Origin of the sequence: Streptomyces mauvecolor (assembly GCF_039532965.1) — a bacterium.
Classification (GTDB): domain Bacteria; phylum Actinomycetota; class Actinomycetes; order Streptomycetales; family Streptomycetaceae; genus Streptomyces; species Streptomyces violascens.
Genome location: NZ_BAAASQ010000012.1, coordinates 1 through 23,641, shown reverse-complemented (window position 1 = coordinate 23,641; position 23,641 = coordinate 1). Strand labels below are relative to the sequence as shown.

General features: G+C 72.2%; 22 protein-coding genes. 5 read left to right on the top strand and 17 right to left on the bottom strand.

What is annotated here, in order from left to right; genetic code table 11:
• Positions 1-33: 33 nt before the first annotated feature.
• From ABD346_RS16925 to aroH, 4 genes are all read right to left on the bottom strand, one after another.
• On the bottom strand, positions 34-771 hold the full coding sequence (locus tag ABD346_RS16925) for a lysophospholipid acyltransferase family protein (protein WP_344375656.1): 738 nt from the start codon (positions 769-771) through the stop codon (positions 34-36).
• Positions 729-1,436 carry a (d)CMP kinase gene (cmk, locus tag ABD346_RS16920; RefSeq protein ID WP_344375655.1) on the bottom strand — a complete coding sequence of 236 codons (708 nt, stop codon included), beginning with the start codon at positions 1,434-1,436 and terminating at the stop codon, positions 729-731. The genes ABD346_RS16925 and cmk overlap by 43 nt, the downstream gene beginning before the upstream one ends.
• A gap of 100 nt (positions 1,437-1,536) precedes the next feature.
• Positions 1,537-2,622, bottom strand: a complete 1,086-nt coding sequence (locus ABD346_RS16915) for a prephenate dehydrogenase (protein WP_344375653.1) — start codon at positions 2,620-2,622, stop codon at positions 1,537-1,539.
• Positions 2,619-2,981 carry a chorismate mutase gene (aroH, locus tag ABD346_RS16910; RefSeq protein WP_053723523.1) on the bottom strand — a complete coding sequence of 121 codons (363 nt, stop codon included), beginning with the start codon at positions 2,979-2,981 and terminating at the stop codon, positions 2,619-2,621. Before aroH ends, ABD346_RS16915 begins: the two co-directional genes overlap by 4 nt.
• 237 nt (positions 2,982-3,218) lie before the next feature.
• Here aroH and ABD346_RS16905 point away from each other — a divergent pair, with 237 nt between their 5' ends.
• From ABD346_RS16905 to ABD346_RS16895, 3 genes are all read left to right on the top strand, one after another.
• Positions 3,219-3,554, top strand: a complete 336-nt coding sequence (locus ABD346_RS16905; protein WP_344375650.1) for a DUF952 domain-containing protein — start codon at positions 3,219-3,221, stop codon at positions 3,552-3,554.
• 208 nt (positions 3,555-3,762) lie between these two features.
• A complete protein-coding gene (locus ABD346_RS16900; RefSeq protein WP_344375648.1) occupies positions 3,763-4,239 on the top strand; it encodes a Rieske (2Fe-2S) protein in 477 nt (158 codons plus the stop codon).
• A gap of 17 nt (positions 4,240-4,256) precedes the next feature.
• Positions 4,257-4,994 carry a nucleotidyltransferase domain-containing protein gene (locus tag ABD346_RS16895; RefSeq protein ID WP_344375647.1) on the top strand — a complete coding sequence of 246 codons (738 nt, stop codon included), beginning with the start codon at positions 4,257-4,259 and terminating at the stop codon, positions 4,992-4,994.
• Between the two features lie 7 nt (positions 4,995-5,001).
• Here the strand turns inward: ABD346_RS16895 and ABD346_RS16890 are convergent, their stop codons facing one another.
• From ABD346_RS16890 to pyrG, 13 genes are all read right to left on the bottom strand, one after another.
• Complete coding sequence (locus ABD346_RS16890) at positions 5,002-6,015, bottom strand: ADP-ribosylglycohydrolase family protein (protein WP_344375645.1); 1,014 nt, start codon at positions 6,013-6,015, stop codon at positions 5,002-5,004.
• Positions 6,012-6,791, bottom strand: coding sequence for an NUDIX hydrolase (locus ABD346_RS16885; RefSeq protein ID WP_344375644.1), 780 nt, complete (start codon positions 6,789-6,791; stop codon positions 6,012-6,014). The genes ABD346_RS16890 and ABD346_RS16885 overlap by 4 nt, the downstream gene beginning before the upstream one ends.
• Positions 6,788-7,879 (bottom strand): AAA family ATPase, encoded by a 1,092-nt coding sequence (locus ABD346_RS16880; protein ID WP_344375642.1) that lies wholly within the window; start codon positions 7,877-7,879, stop codon positions 6,788-6,790. The genes ABD346_RS16885 and ABD346_RS16880 overlap by 4 nt, the downstream gene beginning before the upstream one ends.
• On the bottom strand, positions 7,876-8,472 hold the full coding sequence (pnuC, locus tag ABD346_RS16875) for a nicotinamide riboside transporter PnuC (protein WP_344375641.1): 597 nt from the start codon (positions 8,470-8,472) through the stop codon (positions 7,876-7,878). Before pnuC ends, ABD346_RS16880 begins: the two co-directional genes overlap by 4 nt.
• A gap of 178 nt (positions 8,473-8,650) precedes the next feature.
• The gene (locus ABD346_RS16870) at positions 8,651-9,817 is read right to left on the bottom strand and encodes a pseudouridine synthase (RefSeq protein ID WP_344375639.1); all 1,167 of its coding nucleotides are present in this window, start codon (positions 9,815-9,817) and stop codon (positions 8,651-8,653) included.
• A complete protein-coding gene (gene scpB, locus ABD346_RS16865; RefSeq protein WP_053723367.1) occupies positions 9,817-10,437 on the bottom strand; it encodes an SMC-Scp complex subunit ScpB in 621 nt (206 codons plus the stop codon). The genes ABD346_RS16870 and scpB overlap by 1 nt, the downstream gene beginning before the upstream one ends.
• Positions 10,434-11,519, bottom strand: a complete 1,086-nt coding sequence (locus ABD346_RS16860; protein ID WP_344375637.1) for a segregation and condensation protein A — start codon at positions 11,517-11,519, stop codon at positions 10,434-10,436. The genes scpB and ABD346_RS16860 overlap by 4 nt, the downstream gene beginning before the upstream one ends.
• Positions 11,520-11,573: 54 nt before the next feature.
• Entirely contained in the window at positions 11,574-12,119 is a 546-nt protein-coding gene (locus tag ABD346_RS16855; RefSeq protein ID WP_344375636.1) for a hypothetical protein, read from the bottom strand.
• Positions 12,104-13,222, bottom strand: coding sequence for a ParA family protein (locus ABD346_RS16850; protein ID WP_053723364.1), 1,119 nt, complete (start codon positions 13,220-13,222; stop codon positions 12,104-12,106). Before ABD346_RS16850 ends, ABD346_RS16855 begins: the two co-directional genes overlap by 16 nt.
• A 404-nt stretch (positions 13,223-13,626) precedes the next feature.
• Positions 13,627-14,742, bottom strand: a complete 1,116-nt coding sequence (gene ald / locus ABD346_RS16845; RefSeq protein ID WP_189962313.1) for an alanine dehydrogenase — start codon at positions 14,740-14,742, stop codon at positions 13,627-13,629.
• A gap of 163 nt (positions 14,743-14,905) precedes the next feature.
• Positions 14,906-16,933 (bottom strand): tetratricopeptide repeat protein, encoded by a 2,028-nt coding sequence (locus ABD346_RS16840; protein ID WP_344375634.1) that lies wholly within the window; start codon positions 16,931-16,933, stop codon positions 14,906-14,908.
• 168 nt (positions 16,934-17,101) lie between these two features.
• A complete protein-coding gene (locus ABD346_RS16835) occupies positions 17,102-17,728 on the bottom strand; it encodes an NUDIX domain-containing protein (protein ID WP_344375633.1) in 627 nt (208 codons plus the stop codon).
• A gap of 131 nt (positions 17,729-17,859) precedes the next feature.
• Positions 17,860-19,536, bottom strand: a complete 1,677-nt coding sequence (pyrG, locus tag ABD346_RS16830; RefSeq protein WP_344375632.1) for a CTP synthase — start codon at positions 19,534-19,536, stop codon at positions 17,860-17,862.
• 424 nt (positions 19,537-19,960) lie between these two features.
• On the opposite strand from pyrG, the gene ABD346_RS16825 reads away from it, so the two are divergent.
• The gene (locus tag ABD346_RS16825; protein WP_381226281.1) at positions 19,961-21,766 is read left to right on the top strand and encodes a glycoside hydrolase family 15 protein; all 1,806 of its coding nucleotides are present in this window, start codon (positions 19,961-19,963) and stop codon (positions 21,764-21,766) included.
• A gap of 184 nt (positions 21,767-21,950) precedes the next feature.
• Positions 21,951-23,585: a PucR family transcriptional regulator gene (locus ABD346_RS16820; RefSeq protein ID WP_344375630.1), complete on the top strand. Its 1,635-nt coding sequence runs from the start codon at positions 21,951-21,953 to the stop codon at positions 23,583-23,585.
• Positions 23,586-23,641 lie beyond the last annotated feature (56 nt).

Sequence of the window (23,641 nt, the reverse complement as noted above, 5' to 3'; positions counted from 1 at the left end):
CGCGATCGGGCGGTCCACTACTGAAAGTCTGGCCTAGCGCCCGGTCAGGCGCCTGGCGTTCTCCAGGTGGCCGGTGAGCCGGTCCTGGATGCGGACGGTGGCCTCGTCCAGGGCTTTGCGGGTGCGCCGTCCGCTGCCGTCGCCGGCCGTGAACGCGTCCCCGAAGACGACGTCGACGCGGCTGCGCAGCGGCGGCAGCCCCTTTATCAACCGTCCGCGGCGCTCGGTGCTTCCCAGCACCGCGACCGGGACGATGGGCGCACCCGACCGTACGGCGAAGTAGGCGAGGCCCGCCCGCAGCGAGGCGAAGTCGCCGTCGCCCCGGGTGCCCTCGGGGAAGATCCCGAGGACGCCGCCCTGGTCGAGCACGGCCAGCGCGTCGGTGATCGCGGTGCGGTCGGCGACCGCCCGGTCCACCTTGAGCTGCCCGATGCCTTCGAGGAACCGGCCGAGCGGCCCGACGAAGGCTTCCTTCTTGATCAGGAAATGGGTGCCGCGGGGGGCGGTGCCCATGACCATCGGGCCGTCGATGTTGTGGGAGTGGTTGACGGCGAGGATCACCGGACCGCTCGCCGGAACCCGCCAGGCGCCGAGCACCCGCGGCTTCCACAGCCCGTACATCAGGCCGACACCGATCCGGCGCCCGATGTCGGCGCCACGCTCCGAGACGGGCCGCTGCGGCGCGAAGCGTCTCGATGAGGGGTGGCGGCCGGGCGACGGGAGGGCACTCACTTGGTGGCCTGCTTCTCCTCGATGAGGGTGACCACGCACTCGATGACCTGGTCCAGGGTGAGCTCGGTGGTGTCCACCTCGACCGCGTCGTCGGCCTTGGCCAGCGGGGACGTCTTGCGGCCGGAGTCGGCCGCGTCCCGCTTGATCAGGGCTTCCCGGGTGGCCGCCACGTCGGAGCCCTTGATCTCGCCGCTGCGGCGGGCCGCGCGCGCCTCGGGGGAGGCGGTGAGGAACACCTTCAGGTCGGCGTCGGGCAGCACGGTCGTGCCGATGTCACGGCCCTCGACCACGATGCCCTGCCCGGCGCCCGCCGCGATGTCGCGCTGGAGCTGCGTGATCAGGGCCCGCACCTCGGGGACGGCGCTGACCGCGCTCACCTTGGACGTGACGTCCTGGGTGCGGATCGGCCCGGAGGCGTCCTCGCCGTCGACGGTGATGGTCGGCGCCGACGGGTCGGTGCCGGAGACGATCACGGGCTTGGCGGCCGCGACGGCGATCTCCGCCGGGTCGTCGATGTCGATCCCGTTGCTGATCATCCACCAGGTGATCGCCCGGTACTGGGCTCCGGTGTCCAGGTAGCTCAGCCCCAGCTTGGCGGCGACCGCCTTGGAGGTGCTGGACTTGCCGGTGCCGGAGGGGCCGTCGATGGCGACAATCACTGCTGCCGGAGCGGTCCGGGCGGCGCTTTCCACGGTGACGGACACCTTCCTGGTACGGGGCGGGGTTTGCTCGGGGCGCAAATCCGCCCCGTACAAGGTTACTGGCTCGTGCGAGCCCCCCGTCCCGCCCGGGTGCCCCATCGCCTCACTGCCGGATCGACCAGCCCCGCTCCCTCAGCGCGGCGGTCAGGCCGGGGGCCGCGGCCGGCTCGACCATGAGCTGGACCAGACCCGCCTGCTGGCCGGTGGCGTGCTCGATGCGGACGTCCTCGATGTTGACCCCGGCCCGGCCCGCGTCCGCGAACAGCCGCGCGAGACCGCCCGGCTCGTCGCTCAGGAGCACGGCGACGATCTCGTACGTGGCGGGCGCCGCGCCGTGCTTGCCCGGCACCCTGACGCGGCCCGCGTTGCCGCGGCGCAGCACGTCCTCGATGCCGGCGGCGCCGCCGCGCCGCTTGTCCTCGTCGGCGGACTCCAGGGAGCGCAGGGCGCGCACCGTCTCGTCGAGGTCGGCGGCGATCCCGGACAGGACGTCGGCGACCGGGCCCGGGTTGGCGGAGAGGATCTCGACCCACATCCCGGGATCGGAGGCCGCGATGCGGGTCACGTCCCGAATGCCCTGGCCGCACAGCCGTACCGCCGTCTCGTCGGCCTCTTCGAGGCGGGCGGCGACCATGGAGGAGACCAGCTGCGGGGTGTGCGAGACCAGGGCCACGGCCCGGTCGTGGGCGTCGGCGTCCATGACGACCGGCACGGCGCGGCAGAGCGCGACCAGTTCGAGCGCCAGGTTGAGCACCTCGGTGTCGGTGTCCCGGGTCGGCGTGAGCACCCAGGGCCGGCCCTCGAAGAGGTCGGCGGTGGCGGCGAGCGGGCCCGAGCGCTCCTTGCCCGCCATGGGGTGCGTGCCGATGTACGCGCTCAGGTCGCAGCCGAGCGCGAGCAGCTCGCGGCGCGGGCCGCCCTTGACGCTGGCCACGTCGATGTACGCGCGGGCGATCCCGTCCCGTATCGCCCCGGCCAGGGTCTCGGCCACGTGTGCGGGCGGCACGGCCACGACCGCGAGGTCGACCCGGCCCTCGGGCGGCTCGTCCGTGCCGGCGCCGAGCGCGGCGGCGGTACGGGCCTGGCCCGGGTCGTGGTCGGCGAGGTGCACGGTGATCCCGCGGCTCGCGAGCGCCAGGGCGGCGGAGGTGCCGATCAGGCCGGTACCGATGACGAGGGCGGTTCTCACTGGGCGATGTCCTTGCGCAGGGCGGCGGCGGAGCCGAGGTAGACGTGGGCGATCTCGGCCTTGTCGAGGTAGGTCTCGACGTGCGCGAGGATCCGCACCACGCGGGGCATGGCCCCGGCTATGTCGAGCTCCTGCGCACAGATCAGCGGGACGTCGGTGATGCCCAGCTGGCGCGCGGCGGCGGCCGGGAAGTCGCTGTGCAGATCCGGGGTGGCCGTGAACCAGATGCTGATGAGGTCGTCCGGAGTCAGCCCGTTGCGCTCCAGGATCTCGGTGAGCAGCGCGCCGACCTGCTCGTCCATGTGCCCGGCCTCGTCCCGCTCCAGCTGGACGGCCCCGCGGACCGCTCGTACCGCCACGACGTACTCCTCGGACTTCAGCCTTCGACCTTCGTTCCCGTTCAGCGTAGTCAGCGCCACCGACATCGCGGACGCGGCGGCCGCACTGCGAGACGGGGACGGCCGCCGCGTGCCGTCCGCGCCACGGGTTCCGCTGCCGGATCGGGCCGTCCGGGGACCTCGTCGGCTCGGCTCCGCCACTTGGGCGAACCGCGTCCCGGGGAGCCGTCCGGGGCGGGTCTGCGGTAGAACCGACGGATGATCCTGCACGTGGTTCCCCTGGACGAGTGGTCGGCCGCCCCCGGCCTGCCCTACGCCCCGCCCTCGCTGACCGCCGAGGGCTTTGTGCACTGCTCGGCCGACGAGGCCTCCGCGCTGTCCGTCGCCGACGCCCACTACCGCGAGGTGCCCGGCCCGCTCCTGGTCCTGCGCATCGACGAATCGGCGCTGGCCGCGGAGGTCCGCTGGGAGGGCACCGGGGACGTCCTGTTCCCGCATGTGTACGGGCCCGTCGAGCGGGCGGCCGTGACGGCGGTCCTCGAAGTGCGCCGGGACGCCGAGGGGCGCGCGCTGGGCCTCACGACCCGGATGTGACCCCGGCGGGCCTGTTCCCGGCCCGGGGGTGGGGGCTGAGTGAGTGCGCGCGGGAACATCCGGGCCGTCGGTGCTTCGTCCCGGCGTCATTCGACGTCAGGATGCTCCTGCCGCACATGCTTCCGGGCGGACGGGAGGAAGACCTCCCGGCCCTCCGGGCGTCCGCATGACGGCTTCACATTCGGCGTGACGACTTGAGGAGCACACGATGGACGCAGTCAACAGCCGCAGAACGGTACTCGTGGCCGCGGCCGGAGCGGCGGCCCTGGCGGGCTGTTCGAACTCCGGGGACGGCGGCGGTTCGACGCCCCCGCCGGCGGCCACCGGTTCGGCCGCCGCGGGCCGGCAGAACCCGCCCGCCACCCCCGTCGCACAGTCGAGCCCGCCCGCCCAGGGCGGCAAGGTCCTCGCCCAGACCTCGGACATCCCGGTCGGCGGCGGCACGGTCTTCGCGGACCAGAAGGTCGTCGTCACCCAGCCGGAGGCGGGCACCTTCAAGGGCTTCTCGGCGATCTGCACCCATCAGGGCTGCACGGTCTCCAGCGTGTCCGGGGGCACCATCAACTGCCCCTGCCACGGCAGCAAGTTCCGGATCGCGGACGCCTCCGTCGCCAACGGGCCCGCCACGCGTCCGCTGCCCGGGCAGCAGATCACCGTCGAAAACGGTTCGATCCTGATGCCCTGACCAGCGATCATGGAGCCATGACGCCAGAGGAACTCGTCGCCGGCCACACCGTCTACTCATGCGTCATGGGCTCGCGCGCCTTCGGCCTCGCGACCGAGGGCAGCGACACCGACGTGCGCGGGATCTACCTGGCGCCGACCCCGCTGTTCTGGCGCTTCGAGAAGCCCCCGACGCATGTCGAGGGCCCCGCCGACGAGCAGTTCAGCTGGGAGCTGGAGCGGTTCTGCGAGCTGGCCCTGCGCCCCAATCCGAACATCCTGGAGTGCCTGCACTCCCCGCTCGTCGAGCACATCGACGACACCGGGCGGGAACTCCTGGCCCTGCGCGAGGCGTTCCTCTCCCGGCAGGCTCATGTGACATTCGCCCGGTACGCGCTGAGCCAGCGCAAGAAGCTCGACGCGGATGTGCGACAGCACGGCGCGCCGCGGTGGAAGCACGCCATGCATCTGCTGCGGCTGCTGACGAGCTGCCGCGATCTGCTGCGCACCGGCGAGCTCACCATCGGTGTCGGCGCCGAGCGCGAGCGGCTGCTCGCGGTCAGGCGGGGCGAGTTCTCCTGGCCGCAGGTGGAGTCCTGGATGACCCGCCTGGCCACCGAGTCCGACGAGGCGGCCGCCACCTCTCCCCTGCCACCCGAGCCCGACCGGGCCCGGGTGGCGGAGTTCCTGTTCCGGGTACGCCGTGACTCAGCCCTGAAGGCGGACGCGTACGACGAAGTCGTGCAGCGCGTCGTGCCCGGTGGCGCCGGGCGGTAGCGCGGGCTCAGGCATCCCAGAGCGCCCCCAGGGTCAGGAGTTCGCTGCGGTATTCGATGCGTTCGGCCCACTCCTTGGGCCAGGCCGTGGCTCCCAGGTGGGCGCCCGCGAATGCGCCGGTCAGGCAGGCGATGGAGTCCGAGTCGCCCTGGGTGCAGGCGGCCCGGCGCAGCGCCGTGAGCGGTTCGTCGGGGAAGAGCAGGAAGCAGAGCAGGCCCGTGGCGAAGGCCTCCTCGGCGATCCAGCCGTCGCCGGTCTCCAGGCAGGGGTCGGTCTCGGGCGAGGGGTTGCGCAGCGCCTTGAGCACCCGGTCGAGCGCGTCGAGGCACTCGTCCCAGCCGCGCGCGATGAAGTGGCCGGGCGTCGGGTCCTGCGCGTGCGTCCACAGGTCGCCCAGCCAGCGGTCGTGATACCGGTTGCGGTTCTCGTACGCGTACGAGCGCAGCTGGCCGACCAGGCCCGTCGGGTCGGCGCCCTGGGCGAGCAGGTACACCGCCCGCGCGGTGAGGTCACTGGCGGCCAGCGCGGTCGGGTGGCCGTGGGTGAGGGCGGACTGCAACTGGGCGGCGCCCGCCCGCTGTTCCTCGCTCAGACCCGGCACGAGCCCGATCGGAGCGACCCGCATGTTGGCGCCGCAGCCCTTGGAGCCGAGCTGGCTTGCCTGCTGCCAGGGCAGCCCGCTGTCGAGCTTCGCGCACGCCACCAGGCAGGTGCGGCCGGGGGCCCGGTTGTTCTCGGGCGAGTGGTACCAGTCGACGAACTCCGCGCGGACCGGGCCTTCGAGCCGGTCCGGGCCGAGCAGCCCGCGGTCCATGGCGGTGCGGATGCCGCGGCCGAGCGCGAGCGTCATCTGGGTGTCGTCGGTGACGAACGCCGGGGTCGGCAGCGCCATCTCGCGCCACGGCCCGCACTTGGCGAGGATCGCGGGCACATCGCTGAACTCGGTCGGGAAGCCGAGGGCGTCCCCCAGCGCGAGGCCGATCAAGGCACCGGTCGCCGTCTGTTTCGCAGCACGGTTCATGTCTGTCGTCCCTCCGGGCGCAGAAGGGGCGGATGCAGCGCGGTGGCCGGACCCGCCCGGTAGAGCGCGGCCGGTTTGCCCCGGCCGCCGGTCAGCCGTGAGGCGCCTGCCACCTGCTCGACGAAGCCGGGCGTGGCAAGGACCTTGCGGCGGAAGTTGGGGCGGTCGAGGGCGGTGCCCCAGACCGTCTCGTAGACCTGACGCAGCTCGCCGAGGGTGAACTCGGGCGGGCAGAACGACGTCGCGAGGCAGGTGTATTCGAGCTTGGCGCCGACGCGTTCGCGGGCGTCGGCGAGGATGTCGGCGTGGTCGAAGGCGAGCTGTCCGCGGGTGCCGAAGGCGATCCACTCGGCGTGCGCAGCGTCGCCTCCGCCGCGCGGTTCGGGCAGGTCGGGCACGAGCGCGGTGTAGGCCACCGACACCACCCGCATGCGGGGGTCGCGGTCCGGCTCGCTGTAGGTGCGCAGCTGTTCCAGGTGCAGCCCGGCCACGACGTCGTCGGGCAGGCCGGTCTCCTCGGCCAGTTCGCGCCGGGCCGCGAGCTCGGCGGACTCGCGCGGCAGCACGAACCCGCCGGGCAGCGCCCACGCCCCCGCGTACGGCTCCTGGCCGCGCCGGATGAGCAGCGCGTGCAGGGCGCCGCCCCGGACCGTGAAGACGGCGAGGTCCACGGTGACGGCGAACGGTTCGAAGGCGTGCGGGTCGTACCCCTCGGGCACGTTTCCCGCCGGCCCCCGGGCGCCCCCCTCCCGGGCCCGGGGGCCGACGGCGGTCATCGTCGCTCCGGGAGCGGGTCGGCGAGGTCCCAGCCCCGCTCAAGGAGTGCGTCGACAGCGGCCACGGCGGTGGCGAGCCGCTCCTCGTGCGGGCCGCGCAGCTCGATGAACTCCCGCCCGGTACGCGCCAGTTCGGCCCGGAACCGGTCGGTCATCCAGGGCCGCAGCTCCTCGCCGTCGCGCAGTCCGTCGTCCTCGAAGGGCACGCCCTCGTGGTCGGTGAGCAGCCACAGGTGGTGGGCGGCGGCCCGTTCGGCGACGGCTTCGACGCGCGGGTTGCGGCGGCCCATGTAGCGCTCGTGCCACACGGTGGTGGCGAAGGAGTCGGTGTCGCAGAACAGCACGGGCGAGCCGAGCCCGGCCGCGGTGTTCTCGCGCTCGTTCTGCCGCTCGGCGATCACCGGGAACTCGTCCGAGCCGAACTCGACGTCCTCCCACTGCGCCTGCGGGTAGCGGGAGCGCAGCGCGGCTAGCTTGCCCTCGCTGTATTCGCGCCCGTACTCCTCGACCCACCTGGTGCCCGCCCAGGGGCCGCCACGCTCCCGGTAGTGCCCGGCGAGCGCACGGGCCATGGTGGTGGTGCCGGTCGACTCGGCGCCGAGCACGACCACGCGCCGGGCGAGCCCGGCCCGTACCGGCTGCGCGAGGAAGTCCCAGGTGCCCACCGGGTCCTTGCGCACGGCCGTGCCGGAGACCGGGAACAGGGTGCGGTCGAGGTCGACCAGGACGTGCTCGGCGCCGAAGCGCCGGGCGAGTTCGTCGCCGTACGGCTCGGAGGTGAAGACCGCGTCGACGCGTTCGGGCACGGCGTCCCGGAAGACGGCCATGTGCGCGTCCCATATCGCCGGGTCGCCGAGGTCCATCTCCACGTCGTCGACGGCACCCAGGACCCGGGCCTGCGGGTGCACCTCGCGCATCCACTGGACCCGCTCGGCCAGCCCAATCGTCTCGACGGAGGCCGCGCACACCAGCACGGTGAGCCGCTCGCAGCGGTCGGCGGCGGTGCGGACGAGGTGGTGGTGGCCGGCGTGCGGCGGATAGAACTTGCCGAGGACCAGGCCGTGTTCGTAGCGTTCGCGGGCTTTCATGCCGCCACCTCCGCGAGCCGGGCCGGGCGCGCGCCGAGCTCGCGCCGCCAGCCGCGCAGTCCGACCAGGCACAGCGTCAGGAACCCGGCGTACAGGAGCGAGGTCAGGTAGAGCTCCTTGTAGGCGTAGAGCGGGATGTAGACCACGTCCGCCGCGATCCACAGCCACCAGGACTCGACGAGCTTCCTGCACTGCCCGTACGTCGCCGTCAACGACAGGGCGGTGGTGAGCGCGTCCCAGAACGGGACGGTCGAATCGGTGGCCGCGCCGAGCAGGAAGGTGAGCGCGACGGTCCCCACCGCCCCCGCCGCGAGCAGCCACAGCCACTCGGCGCGGGTCGTCCGCCGGACCGGAAGCGCACCGGAACCTGATCCACCCCCGTGGGCCCAGGTCCACCAGCCGTACACGGCGAGGGCGATGAAGACGACCTGGAGTCCGGCGTCCGCGTACAGGCCCGCCTGGAGGAACAGCACGATGAAGAACACGTTGTTGGCGAGTCCCACCGGCCAGTTGGCGATGTGCTGCCGGGCCACCAGCCAGACGCACAGCGCGCCGGTCGCGAAGCCGAGGATCTCGGTCCAGGTGAGGCTCACGCCCGTACCCCCTTAATGGTCACTCTGACTATAAAGGTGTTCCGGCCGACCGCACAAGGCTGTTCGGGCGGGCGCACGGGGTTTGCGGCCCCGCAGGGTCGGGGGCGCACGCAACGCAAGAGCCCGGCTCCCCGTACGCAACGGGAAACCGGGCTCTGTCAGCGGGTGTTGGCGGTGGCTAGAGGTCGACCTCGCGCATCAGCATGCCGACCTCGGTGTTGGTGAGGCGGCGCAGCCAGCCGGACTTCTGGTCGCCGAGCCCGATCGGGCCGAAGGAGACCCGCACCAGCTTCTCGACCGGGAAGCCGGCCTCGGCCATCATGCGGCGCACGATGTGCTTGCGGCCCTCGTGGAGCTCGATCTCGACGAGGTAGTTCTTGCCGGTCTGCTGGACGACGCGGAAGGCGTCGGCCCGCGCGTAGCCGTCCTCCAGCTGGATGCCCTCCTTGAGGCGCTTGCCGATCTCGCGCGGCAGCGGGCCCGTGATGGCGGCCAGGTAGGTCTTCTTCACGCCGTACTTGGGGTGGGTCAGACGGTGGGCCAGCTCGCCGTGGTTGGTGAGCAGGATGATGCCCTCGGTCTCGGTGTCGAGCCGGCCGACGTGGAAGAGCCGGGTCTCGCGGTTGGTGACGTAGTCACCGAGGCACTGGCGGCCGTCCGGGTCCTCCATGGTGGAGACGACGCCGGCCGGCTTGTTCAGCGCGAAGAACAGGTACGACTGGGTGGCGACGGTCAGGCCGTCCACCTTGATCTCGTCCTTCTCGGGGTCGACGCGCTTGCCCTGTTCGAGCACGATCTCGCCGTTGACCTCGACGCGGGCCTGCTCGATCAGCTCCTCGCAGGCGCGGCGCGAACCCATGCCGGCCCGGGCGAGGACCTTCTGCAGCCGCTCGCCCTCCTGCTCGGCGCCCGGGAAGGTCTTGGGGATCTTCACGTCCGGCTTGTCGGCGTACCGGTCGCGGTTGCGCTGCTCGATCTTGGCGTCGAGCTCGCGCGGACGGGCCTGGCCCAGACGCTGGCCGTGCGGGCCGCGGCGCACCGGGGTACCGCCCTGGGGCGACTTCGGGCCGCCCTTGGCGCCGCCGCGCGCGGCGGCGCCACGGCCGCTGCGGGGGGCGTCGCCGCCCACGTCGTAGGTGCGCTCCTCGGGGCGGGGGCGGGGGGTCTTGCCGCTGCCGCTCTGGCGCGGGCCGCCGCCCTTGCGCTGGTCGTCGCGCCCGCCACCGGCGCCGCGGTTGCCGCCCCGGCCACCGCCGCCGCCACTGCTGCTGCCGCGGCCGCCGCTGTTGCCACCACGGCTCCCGCCGTTGTTTCCGCTGCTGTTCCTGCCGCTGCTGCTTCGCATCACATTTCCGTCTTGTCGTCTGCGGGGGTTTCCGGCGCGTCGGGCGCGTCCGGGTCGAACGACGGCACACCCTCCAGCGTCTCGGCCTCGATCGCGTCCGCCTCGGGGAGGAAGGGCGCCAGCTCCGGGAGCTCGTCCAGGCCGCGCAGGCCCATCCGCTCCAGAAAGTAGTTCGTCGTCCTGTACAGGATCGCACCTGTTTCGGGTTCCGTGCCCGCCTCGTCGACCAGACCCCGCTGGAGCAGGGTCCGCATGACCCCGTCACAGTTGACTCCGCGCACCGCGGAGACCCGCGAGCGGCTCACCGGCTGTCGGTACGCGACGACCGCCAGGGTCTCCAGGGCCGCCTGGGTGAGCCGGGCCTGCTGACCGTCCAGGACGAAGCCCTCGACGGCGTCGGCGTAGGCGGCCCGGCTGTAGAACCGCCAGCCGCCCGCCACGAGCCTCAGCTCGAATCCGCGGCCCTGGACGGTGTACTCGTCGGCCAGCTCCCGCAGGGCGTCCGCCACGGCTCGCCTGGGCCGCTCCAGGACCTTCGCGAGGTGCTCCTCGGTGGCGGGCTCGTCGACGACCATGAGGACGGCTTCCAGGGCGGGTTTCAGCTCCAGCTCCTCCGTCACGCGTTCTCCTCCTCCGTCACCACTTGGTCGAACTCGTCGGTCACCGTCGGCGCCCCGTCCCCGTCCCCGCCGCTCCAGCGCACCATGAGCTCCCCCAGTGCCTCGTCCTGGTCCAGGACTACGGCCTTCTCGCGGTACAGCTCCAGGAGGGCCAGGAACCGGGCGACCACGGTGAGCGTGTCCGGCGCGTCCTCGGCCAGCACCCGGAAGCTGACCTCCCCGGCCTCCCGCAGCCGGGCCACCACGATCTCGGCCTGCTCCCGCACGGACACCAGCGGGGCATGGATGTGATCGACGTACACCTGCGGCTTGGCCTTGGGCTGCATGGCCTTCACGGCCAGCTTGGCGAATCCCTCGGCACCGATGCTGATGACGACCTCGGGCAGGAGCTCGGCGAGATGCGCCTCCAGGCCGACGGTACGGGGGTAGCGGCGCGCTTCCCCGTCCAGCCGCTCACTGAAGATGTCGGCGATCCGCTTGTACGCCCGGTACTGCAGCAGCCGCGCGAACAGCAGGTCCCGCGCCTCCAGGAGCGCGAGATCGGCCTCGTCCTCCACTTCGGCGGCGGGCAGCAGCCGGGCGGCCTTGAGGTCGAGCAGGGTGGCGGCGACCACGAGGAACTCGGTGGTCTGATCCAGATCCCAGTCGGGCCCCATGCCCCGGATGTGCGCCATGAACTCGTCGGTGACCTTGGAGAGGGCGACCTCGGTGACGTCCATCTTGTGCTTGGAGATCAGCTGAAGCAGGAGGTCGAAGGGCCCTTCGAAGTTGGCCAGCCGAACGGTGAACCGACCGTCACCGGCTGCCGAACCGTCGGCCTCGGGCTGCGCCCCTGGGGTCTCAGGGGCCTCGGGCTGCACCGCGAGGGGCGCGGAAAACCGCGCGACCGGCCCAGGACGGTCCGCAGCCGCCGACGAAGGCGCAGCGGCGGCGCACTCTTCCTGCCCCCGGAGGCCCTCGGCGGAGCCGCTGAGTGTCACAGCGGGAAGGGGCGGGGCGGGGAAGGGCTCACCCGGCCCCCGCCCCAGCGCACGGCGCCCCGCACGCGCAGCGGGGGCAGGGGGCTCGTCAGCAGTCGGCAAGAGGGGTCCAGGGGGTGGAGAGGCGGGCGGTGCGGCTCCGCCGCAGGCTAACGGCTACCGCCCCCGAAGACGCCGTACGAGAATGCTCGCGTCGCCGCGCGACTCCAGGTCGGCGAGGACGACGGCGACGGCCTCGCGGACGATCCGCCCGCGGTCGACCGCGAGCCCGTGCTCCCCCCGCAGGACCAGGCGCGCATGCTCCAGGTCCATGAGCTCCTCCGCGGAGACGTACACGGTGATCTTCTCGTCGTGCCGCTCGCGCCCGCTGGGCCGCCGGTTGGCCGCCCGCTGGCGGCGCCGCTGCTGGGCGGTGCCGGAGCCGGAGGAGGAGCCGCCCTGCGCGGGGGTGCGCCGGGCCTTGGCGGTCTCCGCGTCGGCGGCGCCACGGCTGCGCGGTTCGGCCGAGCCGGAGTCCTCCTCGGCGGCGGTGTGCTCCGCCTCGGGCGCGGGCGCGTCCGCGACGGGCTCGCTCTCGCCCGCCGGAGCCGGCACCCTCGCCTCGCCGTTGGCCCCTCGCCTCGGGGCGGACGGCGAGAGCGCCATCCCCCCGGTCGTACGGAACAGTTCGTCGGCCCCGGGCAGACTCACTCGGCGTGACACCGGGCGAGCACCTCCCTGGCGAGCTGACGGTAGGCGGCCGCGCCGACGGAGTTGGAGGCGTACGTCGTGATCGGCTCACCGGCGACGGTGGTCTCCGGGAAGCGCACGGTCCGGCCGATGACCGTGTGGTAGACGTGGTCGTCGAAGGCCTCGACCACGCGGGCCAGGACCTCCCGGCTGTGCACCGTGCGGGAGTCGTACATCGTGGCGAGGATGCCGTCCAACTCCAGGTCGGGGTTGAGGCGTTCCTGCACCTTCTCGATCGTCTCGGTGAGCAGCGCGACACCGCGCAGCGCGAAGAACTCGCACTCCAGCGGCACGATCACCTTGTGAGCCGCCGTCAGGGCGTTGACGGTGAGCAGGCCGAGAGAGGGCTGACAGTCGATCACGATGTAGTCGTAGTCCTGCATCAGCGGCTTCAGCGCCCGCTGGAGCGTGGACTCGCGCGCGACCTCGCTCACCAACTGCACCTCGGCGGCGGACAGGTCGATGTTGCTCGGCAGCAGGTCCATGTTGGGGACCGCGGTCTTGAGCAGCACCTCGTCGGCCGACATGCCCCGCTCCATGAGCAGGTTGTAGACGGTGAGGTCGAGTTCCATCGGGTTCACGCCGAGGCCGACCGACAGGGCACCCTGCGGGTCGAAGTCGACGAGCAGCACGCGGCGTCCGTACTCCGCGAGCGCGGCACCCAGGTTGATGGTCGACGTCGTCTTGCCGACGCCGCCCTTCTGGTTGCACATCGCGATGATCTTCGCGGGACCGTGGTCGGTCAGCGGACCCGGGATCGGGAAGTACGGCAGCGGCCGTCCGGTCGGGCCGATCCGCTCGCGGCGCTGGCGGGCAGCGTCGGGTGCGAGGGTGGCCGCGTACTCGGGGTCGGGCTCGTACTCGGCGTCGGGGTCGTAGAAGTGCCCCTGGGGCACTTCGTCAAAGTCGGCGAGAGCGGCGGTCTCCCGGCCGCTCTCGTTGCCGGCCGTGGCGTTCACGTGTAGGCCGTCCATCATCCGTGGGGCTGTCGTCATGTGCTGGGTGGTTTCGAAGGTGCGGACCGCGACGGAGCCGACAGCCTCGGGCCCCGAAGGGCTCTGGCCCCGTACGGACATCCCCGCAGGGATTCCTGACTGACCACCTCCGGGAGTAAATGTCGACTCATTCACAAGTCGTCTTACCTCCTTGGACGTGACCAGGAAACTTTATCGATAGGTCAGCGTGGCACCATGCCGACGGTTGGCGACTCTATGGCGTGTCACCGGTCCGCAGCAACACAATCCGCCGGACCCGGCCCGATGTGTCGGCAACCGAACACCACTCTGTCAAGGGCGTACGGGCACTCAGACGCGCGTTTCACCGGTGCGCGAAACGGTTAAAGGGTTACGTTCGAGGCGAGTTGAGCGAGCCTGGCACAGGTGGGCGGAAGTGTCGCGATACACATCCGGCCGGACCTTGGTCGACAAGGTCCGGCCGGATGTACGAGGTTGACGGTCCGGGTTGACGGACCGGCGTTCCGCTAGCCGAGCAGCGCGTGCAGCTCGACCTGGTCGAGGCCGTGGGCCTCGGCGACCGGGCCGTAAACGACCTGGCCGTCATGGGTGTTGAGGCCGAGCGCGAGCGCGGCGTCGCGGCGCAGCGCCTCGACCCAGCCGTTGTTCGCCAGCGACACGATGTAGGGCAGCGTGGCGTTGGTGAGGGCGTAGGTGGAGGTGTTCGGCACCGCGCCCGGCATGTTGGCGACGCAGTAGAAGACCGAGTTGTGGACCATGAAGGTCGGCTCGGCGTGGGTGGTCGGACGCGAGTCCTCGAAGCAGCCGCCCTGGTCGATCGCAATGTCGACAAGGACACTTCCGGGCTTCATCTTGGCGACGAGCTCGTTGGTGACCAGCTTCGGGGCCTTGGCGCCGGGGATGAGCACCGCGCCGATGACGAGGTCGGCCTCGATGACGGCCTTCTCCAGCTCGTAGGCGTTGGAGACGATCGTCTGCACCTTGGTGCCGAAGATCTTGTCGGCCTCGCGGAGCTTGTTGATGTCCTTGTCGAGCAGGGTCACGTGGAAGCCCATGCCGACGGCGATCTGCGCCGCGTTCCAGCCGGAGACGCCGCCGCCGATGACCACGGCACGGCCGGCGTGGGTGCCGGGGACGCCGCCGGGCAGGACGCCGCGGCCGCCGGCCGAGCGCATCAGGTGGTAGGCGCCGACCTGCGGGGCCAGGCGGCCCGCGACCTCGGACATCGGGGCGAGCAGCGGCAGCTGGCGGTTGGCCGTCTCGACGGTCTCGTACGCGATCGCGGTGGTGCCGGACTCCAGGAGGGCGTCCGTGCACTCGCGGGAGGCGGCGAGGTGCAGGTAGGTGAAGAGCGTCTGGTCCTTGCGGAGGCGGTGGTACTCCTCCGCGATGGGCTCCTTGACCTTCAGCAGCAGGTCGGCGGTGGCCCAGACCTCGTCAGCGGTGGCGAGGATCTCCGCGCCGGCCGAGACGTACTCGGCGTCCGTGATCGAGGAGCCGACGCCGGCGTTCTGCTCGACGAAGACCTGGTGGCCGTGGCGCACGAGCTCGTGCACACCGGCGGGGGTGATGGCCACCCGGAACTCGTTGTTCTTGACCTCGCGGGGGATACCGACCTTCACGTCGATCACGGTCCTTGACTCAGGGGAAAACGGGGGCAATGCCATGCATACCCGGACGCACACGGGCGCACCGGGAGACACCGCAGGAAGTTGCGGCTCACCCAGTCTAATGAAGGTCTTCCCGCTGTCTACCCTTACAAAGCTTCAATCTTTGGCCGAAGGACTACGGATTTCGCAGGTCCCCTGCCCTTGACGGCTCATCTTCCAGCAATCTGTCGGCCGAGGCCCGGTGCAGCCGGGCCGCGGCCGGGTCGCCGAGCCGGTCCAGGGTGTCGGCCAGCCTGAGCTGGAGCGCGGCCTCGAGACGCAGATCACCGGCCTTGCGCGCCGACTCGACCGCCTCGCGGCAGGTGCGCAGCGACTCCTCGGGGCGCCCCGCGTACTCCTGGACCCGGGCCGCCTCGCTCAACGCCCTTGCCTGGCTGGGGAGATCGCCGAGCCGCCGGTATCCGGCCACCGCGGCCCGCCAGCCGCGCAGCGCCTCGCCGTAGCGGCCCGCGTACGTGTGCACGGTGGCGAGCCGCCCGTAGAGGCGGGCCTGGTCCGCCCGCTCGCCGCGCGCGAGCCGCTGGGACAGGGCCCGCCCGTACCAGTCGGCGGCCCGGTGCCAGTCGCCCAGCTCCTGGTGGGCGCCGCCTACGGATTCCATCGCCCGGCCGGTCGCGTACGGGTCGTTCGCGGCGCGGCCCGCGTCCAGGGCGGCCCGGTAGCGGGCCAGGGCGCCGGTCGTCCGCCCGGCCTCGGCGTCCAGGTCGCCCAGGTTGAGCAGGGCCGCGGCCTTCTCGCGGTGCAGTGTGCGGCGCTCGGCGACGTCCAGGACGAGCTGGTGCAGGCCGTACAGGTCGGGGGCCGCGGCCTCGGCGCCCCGGTGTGCGGCGAGCGCGCGGACCAGCGCGGCCACCAGGCGCCGGGCCAGGGTGTCGAGCTCGCCGTCCTCCACCGCGAGCCGGGCGGCCGCGAGCAGCGCGGGCCTGCGGCCGCTCAGCCAGGCGTCGGCGACGGCCGCACTGGGGAAGCGCAGGGCGCGCGGCAGGCCCGCGAGCTTCTTGCGGGCGGGCGAGCCCTCCGGCTCGGTGACCGCCCGGCAGGACTGGAGCAGCCGCACGGTCCGCTCCAGCATCCGGGCCCGGGCCAGCTGGATCTCGCCGGGCCGGTCCACGCTCTCGCAGAGCGCGCGCAGCAGCGGCGCCAGGGCGCCGGGCAGCCGGTACTGCTCGGGCGCGTCCGGGTCCCGCCGCAGCAGTCCGCACGCCACGAAGTCGTCAAGAGCCGCCTGGGCCCCCGAGACCGAGCAGCCGGCGAGCGCGGAGGCGGTGTGCGCGTCGGCGATCCCGGCGGGGGCGAAGGAGAGCAGTCGCAGCATCCGCGCGGCCGGCTGCGTGAGGGAGTCGTACACGAGGCGGAAGGACTGCGCCAACGGCCGTGCGGCGATGGGCAGTTCGGCCCCGTCGTCGGACATGGTGCGCAGCTGTTTGGCCACGTCGGCGACGGCGGCCTTGGGGCGGGCGCGGAGCCAGCCGCCGACCAGGACGAGGGCCGCGGGCTGTCCCCCGCACGCCTCGACGAGGGTCTCGGCGGCGCGCGGGTCCACCGTGACGCGGACCGCGCCGGTGAAGCCCTCCAGGAGTTCGACGCCCGACTTCACGTCGAGGCCGCCCAGCGTGCAGGGGCGCACATCCGGGATTCCGGTGAGCGGCCCCTCGGCGGTGGCCACGACCAGGGACGGGGAGGTGTCGGGCAGGAGCGGGCCGACCTGTTCGGCGTCGGCGGCGTCGTCGAGCAGCACGATCGCGCGGCGGTCCGCGAGCACCCCGCGGACGAGTTGGGTCAGCTCGTCCTGGCCCGCTCCGGGCGGCGCCGGGACCTTCAGGGCGTCGAGCAGGTCCCGGGCCACCCGGTCGGCCGGGACGCGGACCCCGCCGGGTTCGGTGAGCGCGGCCCGCAGGACGCCGTCGGGGTAGTCGCCGGCCACCTGGCGGGCGAGTTCGCAGGCGAGCGCGGTGCGACCGGAGCCGGGCCGGCCCGCGATCAGCAGGACCCTGGCCCGGGGCGATTTCTTCCCCGACAGGGTGTCGAGTCCGGCCCGTTCGATGTCGGCCCGGAGTTCCTTCAACTCCCGCTGCCTGCCCAGGAATTGACCCGTGCGCCGCCCGGCGGCAGCGCCGCCCACGTCCACCGCCTGATCCGTCACGGGCCACGCTCCGTCCGCCTGCGCACCTGGAGACCGTGCGGGTCTCCGCACGGTCGGTCCGAGCGTAGTTCACCCTTCGTGACCGTTTGGGCGGAGCAGGGCCCGCTTCCGTCCGATGTCGCCCGATCGGATCAGCGGATTGTCAGATCGGTCACCCGCCTGGCGGGCTCACTCCTCGAAGGGGCGGGCCGGCCAGGGAGCCCCGGCCGGGCGCAGCGCGTCGACGCCGTAGCCGTTCAGGACCGCTGCCAGCGCGAGGGCGCCGACCACCAGGCAGGTGTTGTGCAGCTCCCCCGCGAGGGCGCCCCGTACGAGATCGGCGACCGGGACCCGGGCCAGCTCCATGTCGGCCTCCTCCTCGGAGACCTCGAAGCGCTCGCCCTCCGCCTCGGACAGGTCCCGCGCCAGGAAGATCCGTACGGCCTCGTCGCTGCCGCCGGGGCTCGTGTACACGTCGGTCAGGACGTGCCACTGCTCGGCCTTGACGTGTGCCTCCTCGTACAGCTCGCGCTGGGCGGCGTGCAGCGGGTTCTCGCCGGGCACGTCCAGGAGCCCGGCCGGGATCTCCCACAGCTTCTGGCGTACGGGGTGGCGGTACTGGCGCAGCACCAGGACGCGGCCCTCGTCGTCCAGGGCGACGATCGCCACCGAGCCGGGGTGGGTCTGGTAGTCGCGCTGGTGGACCGCGCCGTCGGGCATCACGACGTCGTCGGTGCGCACCCCGGTCTTGTGGCCGGTGAAGGGGGTGGCACTCGCCACGACCTGCCAGTGTTCGGCGGTGTCCTCGATGGCCATGACGGCGTCCTCCCACAGTGCGCGCACAAAAACAGAACCGGGGTACGGCCCCTTCGGAAGGGTCCGTACCCCGGCAACGATTGGGGTCTCCCCTGGTCGAGCGTAGCCGAGCCCTTGGGGAATCCTGGCGACTACTTGCCGGTCTTGCCCGTCTTGCGCTCGACGGCGGCCTTGACCAGGCCCGCGAAGAGCGGGTGCGGGCGCGTCGGGCGCGAGCGCAGCTCCGGGTGCGCCTGGGTGGCGACCAGGTAGGGGTGCACCTCGCGCGGGTACTCGACGTACTCGACGAGCTTGTTGTCCGGGGAGGTGCCCGAGAAGACGATGCCCGCCTTCTTCTCCAGCTCCGCGCGGTAGGTGTTGTTCACCTCGTAGCGGTGGCGGTGGCGCTCCTCGACGTAGGGCTGGTCGTCGTAGACCTCGCGGACGATGGAGCCCTCGGCGAGCTTCGCCGGGTACAGGCCGAGCCGCATCGTTCCGCCCAGGTCGCCCGCGCCCTCGACGTAGGCCAGCTGCTCCTCCATCGTCGAGATGACGGGGTGGGCGGTGGCCGCGTCGAACTCGGTGGAGTTGGCGTCCGGGATGCCGGCCAGGTTGCGGGCCGCCTCGATGACGATGCACTGCAGGCCGAGGCAGATGCCGAGCAGCGGCACCTTGTTCTCGCGGGCGTACTGGATCGCGCCGATCTTGCCGTTGACGCCGCGGTCGCCGAAGCCGCCGGGGACCAGGATCGCGTCCACGTCGCCGAGGTGCTTCTTGGCACCGGCCGGGGTCTTGCACTCGTCGGAGGTGACCCACTTGACCTTGACGCGGGCCTTGTTGGCGAAGCCACCGGCCCGCATGGCCTCGGTGATCGAGAGGTAGGCGTCGGGCAGGTCGATGTACTTGCCGACCAGCGCGACGGTCACCTCGTGCAGCGGGTTGTGGACCCGGTCGAGCAGGTCGTCCCACTGCGTCCAGTCCACGTCGCGGAACGGCAGGTCCAGCTTGCGGACGACATAGGCGTCCAGGCCCTCGGTGTGGAGCACCTTGGGAATGTCGTAGATCGACTTGGCGTCGATGGCGGCGACCACGGCGGCCTCGTCGACGTCGCACATCAGCGAGATCTTGCGCTTGATGGACAGCGGCACCTCGCGGTCGGCGCGCAGCACGATCGCGTCGGGCTGGATGCCGATGTTGCGCAGGGCGGCGACCGAGTGCTGGGTCGGCTTGGTCTTCAGCTCGCCCGAGGGGCCGATGTAGGGCAGCAGCGAGATGTGCACGACGAAGACGTTGTCGCGGCCGACCTCGTGGCGGACCTGGCGGACGGTCTCCAGGAACGGCAGCGACTCGATGTCGCCGACCGTGCCGCCGACCTCGGTGATGACGACGTCGACGTCGTCGGTGGCCATCCGGCGGATGCGGTGCTTGATCTCGTTGGTGATGTGCGGGATGACCTGCACGGTGTCGCCCAGGTACTCGCCGCGCCGCTCCTTGGCGATGACCTGCGAGTAGACCTGGCCGGTCGTCACGTTGGCGGACCCGTCGAGGTCCACGTCGAGGAAGCGCTCGTAGTGGCCGATGTCCAGGTCGGTCTCGGCGCCGTCGTTGGTGACGAACACCTCGCCGTGCTGGAACGGGTTCATCGTGCCCGGGTCGACGTTCAGGTACGGGTCGAGCTTCTGCATCGTGACCCGCAGGCCCCGCGCCTTGAGGAGCGCACCCAGGCTGGAGGCAGTCAGACCCTTGCCGAGGGAAGAGGCGACACCCCCGGTGACGAAGATGTGCTTGGTCGTCGTGGCTGCGCTGTTTCGCAAAGCCTTGGGCTGCATGGCCAAGAGGGGGCTCCCGTGGTCGCTGTGTGGAATGCGTGCCGGTCACCCTGTGTGGATCTTGTACGGAATCCGTACGCGTTTCCAGGGGTGCCGTCGCTGCGGTTCGGGGCTTTTTTCAGCACCCGGCCACGGGCTACCAGGGTATCAGCGACAACGGGAGACCGCGTCCGGCCACGCTCTGTATGCGCCGGTCAGCCCTGAGTACGAGCCTCACCCATTCGGCCCAACGGCGTTCAAGGAAGGCTCAAGCGGATCACCAGGGTGCGTCGTATCCTGCTCGGACACTCGCTTGCCGAGCCACCTGGTAGCACGGGAACACCCCGTCCGTCATCCGGAACATGCGCTCGTTGGCGAACCCTTGACCGCTGTCGCTGTAAGCGCCCCCAGGGGGCGGACGTGGCCGTTCGACTGGAGATTGCACGTGGCCGGGCGCATCGAGGATTACGCACTCATCGGAGACATGCAGACCGCGGCACTGGTCTGCCGGGACGGCACGGCGGACTGGCTGTGCCTGCCCCGCTTCGACTCGCACGCCGTCTTCGCCGGACTGCTCGGCACCGAGGAACACGGCTTCTGGCGGGTCGGCCCGGCACACGGTGCCGATGAAACGCCACCGGTGGCCGACCGCCGCCGCTACCGGGGCGACTCGCTCATCCTGGAGTCCGAGTGGGACACCCCGCGCGGCACGGTCCGGGTGACCGACTTCATGCCGCCGCGCGACGGCGCCCCGCAGCTGATCCGCATCGTGGAGGGCGTCACCGGCCGGGTCCCGATGCGCTCCATGCTGCGCATGCGGTTCAGTTACGGGCGGATCACGCCGTGGGTGCACAAGGTCGACAACCGTACGGTGGCCGTGGCGGGCCCCGATTCGGTGTGGCTGGACACCGAGGCGGAGACATACGGCAAGGACCTCACCACGTACTCCGACTTCACGGTCTCGCCCGGCGAGCGGGTCGCGTTCACCATCAGCTGGCAGCCCTCGCACCGCGAGGAGCCCGCGCTGCCGGAGCCCGAGGCGTCCCTGGTGGCGACCGAGGACTTCTGGCGGGAGTGGGTGGAGCACTGCACCTACCACGGGCCCTACCGCGAGGCCGTGGTCCGCTCCCTGATCACGCTGAAGGCGCTCACCTACGCCCCGACCGGCGGCATCGTGGCCGCGCCCACCACCTCGCTGCCCGAGCACATCGGCGGCGAGCGCAACTGGGACTACCGCTACACCTGGCTGCGGGACGCCGCGATCACCCTGTCCTCGCTACTGCGCACCGGCTACCGCGAGGAGGCCCGCGCCTGGCGCGAGTGGCTGCTCCGCTCGGTCGCGGGCGACCCCGAGAACCTCCAGATCATGTACGGCATCGCGGGCGAGCGGGAGCTCGGCGAGACCGAGCTCGACTGGCTGCCGGGGTACGAGAACTCGACGCCGGTGCGGGCCGGCAACGGCGCCGCCCACCAGCTCCAGCTCGACGTGTACGGCGAGGTCACCGAGGCGCTGCACCTGGCGCACATGACGGGCCTGGCCCGCAACGACTACGCCTCGCTGCTCCAGCTCAAGCTGATCCGCTACCTGGAGACCCACTGGGACCAGCCGGACGAGGGCATCTGGGAGGTGCGCGGCCCGCGCCGCCACTTCGTGCACTCCAAGGTGATGGCCTGGGTCGCCGTCGACCGCACGATCAAGCTCATCGAGTCCGGCGACGCGGACGGCCCGCTCGACAAGTGGCGCGAGCTGCGCGACGACATCCACCGGGACGTCTGCGAGAAGGGCTACGACAAGGAGCGCAACACCTTCACGCAGTCCTACGGCTCGCAGGAGCTGGACGCCTCCTTGCTGCTCATCCCGCAGATGGGCTTCCTGCCGCCGGACGACAAGCGCGTGATCGGCACCATCGAGGCGATCCAGCGCGAGCTGTCCACGCCGGACGGGTTCATCCTGCGCTACCCGACCACGGGCGGCGACGCGGACAACCTGGACGGCCTCCTGGGCGAGGAGGGCGCGTTCCTGGCCTGCTCGTTCTGGCTGGCGGACGACCTCGCGATGATCGGCCGCGTCGACGAGGCCCGCAAGCTCTTCGAGAAGCTCCTGGCCCTGCGCAACGACCTCGGGCTGCTCGCGGAGGAGTGGGATCCGCACCTCCAGCGCCAGGTCGGCAACTTCCCGCAGGCCTTCAGCCACGTTCCGCTGATCGACACGGCCCTGCGCCTCACCGCGTCGGGCGCGTACGGCGGCTGACGGACGGACCGGCCCACGGGTCGTCCCCGAGTTCCCACGGGTGCTCGGAGGCGGCCCGTCCGCATATCGGGGTGACGTACGCCACAACGGGCGGGTCCGGGCGCGTAACCGCAGGTAGCGTCCGGCGCATGCGGTGTCGTCCCGGGGTCGGGCTCCGGGTCCCGCGGGACGAGAGGTGGGTGCGGTGGACACGCAGGGCGGAATCACCGTGCAGCGGGCCCTTGAGCTGCCGGGGCTGCGCGGCGGCCTCCCGGAGGTCGTGGCGGGCGCCGAGCGGCTCCAGCGAACGGTGCGCTGGGTGCACGCGGGCGAAGTGCCCAACATCGCCTCGCTGCTCAAGGGCGGCGAACTCCTCCTGACCACCGGGCTCGGGCTCGGCACCCGCCCCGCCGAGCAGCGCGCCTTCGTGCGCAGGCTCGCGGACCGGGGCATCGCCGCCTTGGTGGTCGAGCTCGGCCCGCGCTTCGCCCGGCTGCCGGCCACCATCGTCGAGACCGCGCGGGCCGCGGGGCTCCCGCTCGTCCAGCTGCACCGCGAGGTGCCGTTCGTCGCGGTGACCGAGGAGATCCACACCGAGATCGTCAACGGCCACTACGCCCTGCTCCAGCGCGCCGAGGAGGTCCACCAGCGGTGTACGGGCGCGCTGCTCGGGGGCGGCGGGATCCCTCAAGTCCTCGGCATTCTGGCCGACTTCACCGCCAACCCGGTCTTCCTGGAGACCCCCGACGGCCAGCTCCTGTACGCCGCGGCCTGCGAGGGGGGCGAGGCGGCCGCGGACCCGCTCCAGGTCTGGGAAGGGCTGCGCGGCCAGCGCGAGGCCCGCGCGTCGGGGCCGCCGACGGGTGCGGTCCTGGTGGACGTGCCGGGCGGCGGCCACGGCGCGGGCGCGGTACGGGCCCGCCTCGCGCTGCTCGCGGTCGGCCCGCCGCTCCTTCCCGTGCACCGGATGGCGGCCGAGCGGGCCGCGGGCATTCTGGCCGTCGTCCTCATGCAGGCCCGCCAGGAGGAGGAGCTCGCCGCGCGCGGCCGGGGCGACTTCCTGACCGACCTCGCCGAGGGCCGCATCACCCCCGAGGACGCGCCCGGCCAGGCCAAGGTCCTCGGCTTCAAGCCCGGCGAGGGGCCGCTGCTCCCGGTGGTGATGCGTCTGGCCTCCGAGCTCGCCCCGACGGGCAACTGGGCGGTCCTGGCGCGCGCCGTCCTCGAAGAGCTGTCCTCGGTCGGCGTGCCGGTCCTGCTCGGCGTGCGCCCCGTCGAGGGCCGGGTGCCGCTGCTGCTCGGGCTGCGCTCGGAGTCGGAACGTACGGCGGTGGCCGACCGGGTCGCGGCGGCTCTGCGGGCCGGCGTCGAGCGGGCCGGGCTGATGGGCGCGCGGGCCGGGACGCAGCCGGTGGTCGTGGTCGGGGTGGCCGGCGGCTGGGCGGCGGCCGGGGCCGGCCTGAGGCACGCGGCGGAAACCGCGGCGGCCGCCCAGGGCCTGCCCGAGCGGTGCTGGTACGACGCCCGCCGCCTCGACATCGACCTGCTGCTCTGGCGGCTGCGCGAACACCCCGACCTCGCGGCGTTCGTGGAGCGCGCGATCGGCCCGCTCCAGGCCCACGACCGCGCCTCACGCCCGCCCCTGCTGCCCACCCTGCAGAGCTATCTGGCGCACGCGGGCCGCAAGGCGGAGACCGCCCGCGAGCTCCATCTCAACCGCCAGACCCTGTACAACCGCCTGGCCCGCATCGCGGACCTGCTCGGCACGGATCTGGACGACCCGCAGACGGTGCTCGCCCTGTCGCTCGCGCTGCGGGCCCGCAGACACGTGGCGGGCTAGCTGTATTGATCACGAGCGTTGTTAACGCTGGTTGGTCTTGATCATGGCGAAGACCT

What these genes read in the sequence shown, in the direction of transcription:
- ABD346_RS16905 (WP_344375650.1), top strand. Translation starts at nt 3,219, where the DNA reads ATGATCCTGCACGTGGTTCCCCTGGACGAGTGGTCGGCCGCCCCCGGC.
- ABD346_RS16900 (WP_344375648.1), top strand. Translation starts at nt 3,763, where the DNA reads ATGGACGCAGTCAACAGCCGCAGAACGGTACTCGTGGCCGCGGCCGGA.
- ABD346_RS16895 (WP_344375647.1), top strand. Translation starts at nt 4,257, where the DNA reads ATGACGCCAGAGGAACTCGTCGCCGGCCACACCGTCTACTCATGCGTC.
- ABD346_RS16890 (WP_344375645.1), bottom strand. Translation starts at nt 6,015, where the DNA reads ATGAACCGTGCTGCGAAACAGACGGCGACCGGTGCCTTGATCGGCCTC.
- ABD346_RS16885 (WP_344375644.1), bottom strand. Translation starts at nt 6,791, where the DNA reads ATGACCGCCGTCGGCCCCCGGGCCCGGGAGGGGGGCGCCCGGGGGCCG.
- ABD346_RS16880 (WP_344375642.1), bottom strand. Translation starts at nt 7,879, where the DNA reads ATGAAAGCCCGCGAACGCTACGAACACGGCCTGGTCCTCGGCAAGTTC.
- ABD346_RS16870 (WP_344375639.1), bottom strand. Translation starts at nt 9,817, where the DNA reads ATGCGAAGCAGCAGCGGCAGGAACAGCAGCGGAAACAACGGCGGGAGC.
- ABD346_RS16850 (WP_053723364.1), bottom strand. Translation starts at nt 13,222, where the DNA reads ATGTCCGTACGGGGCCAGAGCCCTTCGGGGCCCGAGGCTGTCGGCTCC.
- ABD346_RS16835 (WP_344375633.1), bottom strand. Translation starts at nt 17,728, where the DNA reads ATGGCCATCGAGGACACCGCCGAACACTGGCAGGTCGTGGCGAGTGCC.
- pyrG (WP_344375632.1), bottom strand. Translation starts at nt 19,536, where the DNA reads ATGCAGCCCAAGGCTTTGCGAAACAGCGCAGCCACGACGACCAAGCAC.